General features: G+C 28.9%; 5 protein-coding genes and 2 pseudogenes. 3 read left to right on the top strand and 4 right to left on the bottom strand.

What is annotated here, in order from left to right:
- Nucleotides 1-62: 62 nt before the first annotated feature.
- Nucleotides 63-287: a hypothetical protein gene (locus tag Q5Y73_RS24450; RefSeq protein ID WP_305994538.1), complete on the bottom strand. Its 225-nt coding sequence runs from the start codon at nucleotides 285-287 to the stop codon at nucleotides 63-65.
- A gap of 299 nt (nucleotides 288-586) precedes the next feature.
- Complete coding sequence (locus Q5Y73_RS24445) at nucleotides 587-931, bottom strand: hypothetical protein (protein WP_305994537.1); 345 nt, start codon at nucleotides 929-931, stop codon at nucleotides 587-589.
- A gap of 77 nt (nucleotides 932-1,008) precedes the next feature.
- Here Q5Y73_RS24445 and Q5Y73_RS24440 point away from each other — a divergent pair, with 77 nt between their 5' ends.
- Nucleotides 1,009-1,311 carry a hypothetical protein gene (locus tag Q5Y73_RS24440; RefSeq protein ID WP_305994536.1) on the top strand — a complete coding sequence of 101 codons (303 nt, stop codon included), beginning with the start codon at nucleotides 1,009-1,011 and terminating at the stop codon, nucleotides 1,309-1,311.
- A gap of 482 nt (nucleotides 1,312-1,793) precedes the next feature.
- Here Q5Y73_RS24440 and Q5Y73_RS24435 read toward each other — a convergent pair.
- Nucleotides 1,794-1,883 (bottom strand): annotated as a pseudogene (locus tag Q5Y73_RS24435) (GNAT family N-acetyltransferase); the annotation flags it as partial.
- A 168-nt stretch (nucleotides 1,884-2,051) separates the two neighbouring features.
- Complete coding sequence (locus tag Q5Y73_RS24430) at nucleotides 2,052-2,201, bottom strand: hypothetical protein (protein ID WP_305994535.1); 150 nt, start codon at nucleotides 2,199-2,201, stop codon at nucleotides 2,052-2,054.
- Between the two features lie 378 nt (nucleotides 2,202-2,579).
- Between Q5Y73_RS24430 and Q5Y73_RS25015 the strand changes: the two are divergent.
- Together Q5Y73_RS25015 and Q5Y73_RS24420 are read left to right on the top strand one after the other, a co-directional pair.
- Nucleotides 2,580-2,747: pseudogene (locus tag Q5Y73_RS25015) on the top strand (transposase); the annotation flags it as partial.
- Nucleotides 2,748-2,961: 214 nt separating this feature from the next.
- Nucleotides 2,962-3,774: an APH(3') family aminoglycoside O-phosphotransferase gene (locus Q5Y73_RS24420; protein WP_305994533.1), complete on the top strand. Its 813-nt coding sequence runs from the start codon at nucleotides 2,962-2,964 to the stop codon at nucleotides 3,772-3,774.
- Nucleotides 3,775-3,913: the final 139 nt, after the last annotated feature.

Here is a 3,913-nt window from a genome sequence, read left to right as displayed (position 1 = left end):
TTGTGGAATAACTTAACCCCCATTTTGTATTCCATATGTATAAACTCTCTATATGTAGAGCTTTAATGAGCATTGAAGTCAAACAGTCTTAGTTGATTTGATAACTCTCTTCCATGTTTTTGTAAACCAAGACGATTCTGCAAATTAATAGGTAAAATACACGTTGTTTTTTCCAAGTATTCTATTGTAATTTCTTCTTGGTTTATGTAGCCAGAAATTACTTCGCCTATCAAAGCTAATTCAAAAGGTGAATTATTGAATATTTTTTCAGCTAATTTGACAAACATATCATCTATATTAATTATCCAGGGGTTAAGTTCATTTGTAAATGGATACTTGTATGGATATTTTTCTTCAAAAATTGCTGTTGGTATGGAAATGTCTAACCAATCAGATTCTTCCTCAATTCAAATAGATTATCCAATCTCTTCATTTTCTTAGTAACAATCACATATCATGAAAATTGAATCTAGTATTTCATATTTATTTCACCTTAATTTAATAATAGTGGTAAAATTAGTATATTAATTTGAATCACAACCATATTAATTTATAAAAGGGAGATCATTATGAAAAATGTCCTAAACTATAATAAAGTACCACTAATTGTATCGATTATTATGTCAATCTTAGTTTTAGGTTTATTTTTAATAGAAAATGATTCTTTAGAAGCAATAGTTGCAATACTGGTGGGAATACCAATTTTTCTAGTATTCATAATTGATCGAGATAGTCTTAATAACGAATTTATTGTCACTATAACCACCTTTATTTTATACTTTTCTTTTTGCCATCTTATAAAATATTGGTTCAAATCTGTAAAACATAAGCTAATAAATTCTTTTATTTTTGTAGTAGCATTTCTAGCACTTTCTTTCCTATCACTAATTTTCGTATCTGTAGCTAGTGTAGGGGTCTGATTTGTACACATTGGAAACGACTTCAAATAAAACTATCATGTATGATACATTTGTAATTATTAAAAATTAATTAATTGTGGTGAAAATTATGATTTTTAAAAAATCAAAAACATCAATAATATTACTTATCTTTTCGCTATTTCTCATTTTGACAGTTTTTATTTATAGTGGAGTAGCTTCTTATGAAGACGACTCTCATAAAATTAAATTGATAAATCAATTGCAATCTTGTCCTGAAACTATGGATAATTCCTTAGAAGATTATCTTGATCCTTCAATCTTAGATGATTATTATATTCTTAAAAAAGATACCTTAACTTATTTAGTTGGTGTTATCAAAAAAAGCAGTGTAGTCCCAATTGGAAAATATGCATTCGGACCTTCTAACTAACGTATTATTTTGCCTACTTGTAACAATATCAAATTCACTTTACATGGTAATATTATAGGTATAGAAGGCACTCTCTTAGAAATACATAGTGCTGATTTTGAACGGTTTTATATGTTTTTAAAACAGTTCCCTATAAAGTAAATAACTCATCTTCTCAAAAATTTCACTATTTGAAAAATAGATATAACAATGAAAATTAATATTGCATTTTTAAAAATTATTCACAGTGAAATATTGATATAAATATAGTTTTATCATCATATATGTCCACAAAGTACTTTGGCTGGTATTATCAAGATGCATGGTATAATGGTTACTAATTTCTATAAAATGCAAATTTATTTATATACATATTTTACTAGATTATAGAACGAATTGACTATAAAACTACTAATGGGAACTGCATTAAATAATGGAGTAACTCATGCTATATTACCGCTACTCATTAAGACTAAGTAATTTTGAAGGATACTAATTCCTTCCATAAAAGCCTCTGGGTTTTCTTCTAATGCTTCCAACCTTAAATCCCAATATTTTTTTGCATCAGCTGATTCTAACAATCTAATATTCATAAGGTCTCCTTTTTATATAAACATCTTATCTTACTGAACTTTACTGATATGTTAAAATTAGCATATTACTTTAGATATTGTATTTAATAATAGCATACTTAAATCGATTAGTTCTTCTACAATACGGACCGTTTGTAGAAGGTTCAAGTTAAAATATTTAAAGTAAGTTTACAGCTTTGCCTTGTCGTAAACCATTGCTGTAACAAAGATGTTACTGGTACTAATATCCCGATCACCAAATGAAGCAACAATTGGCCCTCTTTTTACTTTACCCAAATCTAATTGCATTTCAACTGGTTCTGCCGTACTACTCCTCATATCATTCATTCCTTCTGTATTATTTATAATCTCATGGCATCAGTCGAGTTAGGTATTATCCTCTCCTCTTTATTAAACTTATTTTGATTTCTTCTAAAATGTCAATTGCACTAAATAGTTTCTCCTTCTCTTGTTTATCAAGTAAATCAATATAATAATTCTAGGGAATATCTCAAGTTTTTCTACCAGATTTAAATGTTTATTCATTTCATCCTCCCTCTTCATATTGTATTATTTAGAATTCTAACTTTTTTTAAAAAATGATGTTTTCATTTTTCACAGTCTCATTCTCCATTTGAAAAAAAGTCCTTTCATGACATACATAATATTTTGCTAAATCTATCAATTTTGTACTTATGACTCTATCAACTCCCAACTTTCAAAAAGAAACACAAAATTACACCTGGAGTGAACGTTGGATTACACACATTTGATTCACGAATGAACTTTAATTCCCATGTACACATGCTGGTTACAATGAGAGGAATGAAGAAAACAGGAGAGTGGAAGAACTATGATTACATCCCGTTTGAAATGTTAAGGAAACTACGATACCATATACAAAAGATAACAATACCATTGTTGTGGGTTCAAATGACCCTATGTTTACCCAAAAAGAAATAGATGAATTACGCAAAATAAAAGCTAAAACAATTATTATTGATGAAGTTGCACTATCATAAGAAGCTAAAGATACTAGAAATACATTGGATATTTTGTTTGAGATTACTGAAAAGTATAGACAATTTCTTGATAAAATATGAAAGATAACATTGAAAAGATGCAGTTAATACTCTCTCGAGATTTACGCACTATAATTGAGAGTTATACTTGGCATGAGATTTTAGTTGGATTGTCAGGAGCTAACACCTTCTTTTTAGAGAGTAAGCAGGATCACAATCAGAATTATTTTTTAAAAATATTAAGAAACAATAGTCGAGCATCTGATAAACTTTTCTCAGAAAAAGAACGTATAATTTGGTTAGAGGGGAAGTTGCCTGTTCCCAAGGTGGTTCATTATGAAAAGACTAATGGATATGAATTTTTACTAATGACACAAATTGTAGGGGGAAATGCAGCTGACCTCATACACGCCATAGATATTCCCAGAATAATAACAATTTACGCGGAAGGATTAAAACGGATACATAATTTAGATGTAAAAGATTGTCCCTTTCAAATAGATCTTGATTTAAAAATAAAAAAAGCACATGAAAGAGTTCTAGATGGATCTGTAACTGGTGATGATTTTGAAGAACAATACAAAGAAATAAAACCTAAAGATCTTTTCAGACTACTAATAAATTCTATTCCAAAGGAACATGAGTTGGTATTTACTCATGGAGATTATTGTTTAGAAAATATCATTTTATTTGAAAATGAGTTAAGTGGTTTCATAGATTGGGATGGAGGTGGAATTGCAGACAAATATCAGGATATTGCATTAGCGATAAGAAGCATTGAACATTATTTTGGTGTGCAATGGATTGATTTATTCTATGAAAAATATGGTTTGTATGAAGTGAATAAAGAAAAAGTAGAATTCTACATATTGTTGGATGAGTTTTTCTAGAGTGATGTGTTGAATTGCCGAAGGAGATTGATAGTGTGTTGGGTAATGGAGATATACATAGAATCAATAGAGTAATAGACTATATTCAACATCACCAGATTCATATTTATCTTTTCAAGGGCTCTCACCAGATATCCTC

The sequence above is a fragment of the Chengkuizengella axinellae genome, assembly GCF_030730905.1.
Classification (GTDB): Bacteria; Bacillota; Bacilli; order Paenibacillales; family KCTC-33759; genus Chengkuizengella; species Chengkuizengella axinellae.
This window is presented reverse-complemented; position numbering and strand designations above follow the sequence as displayed.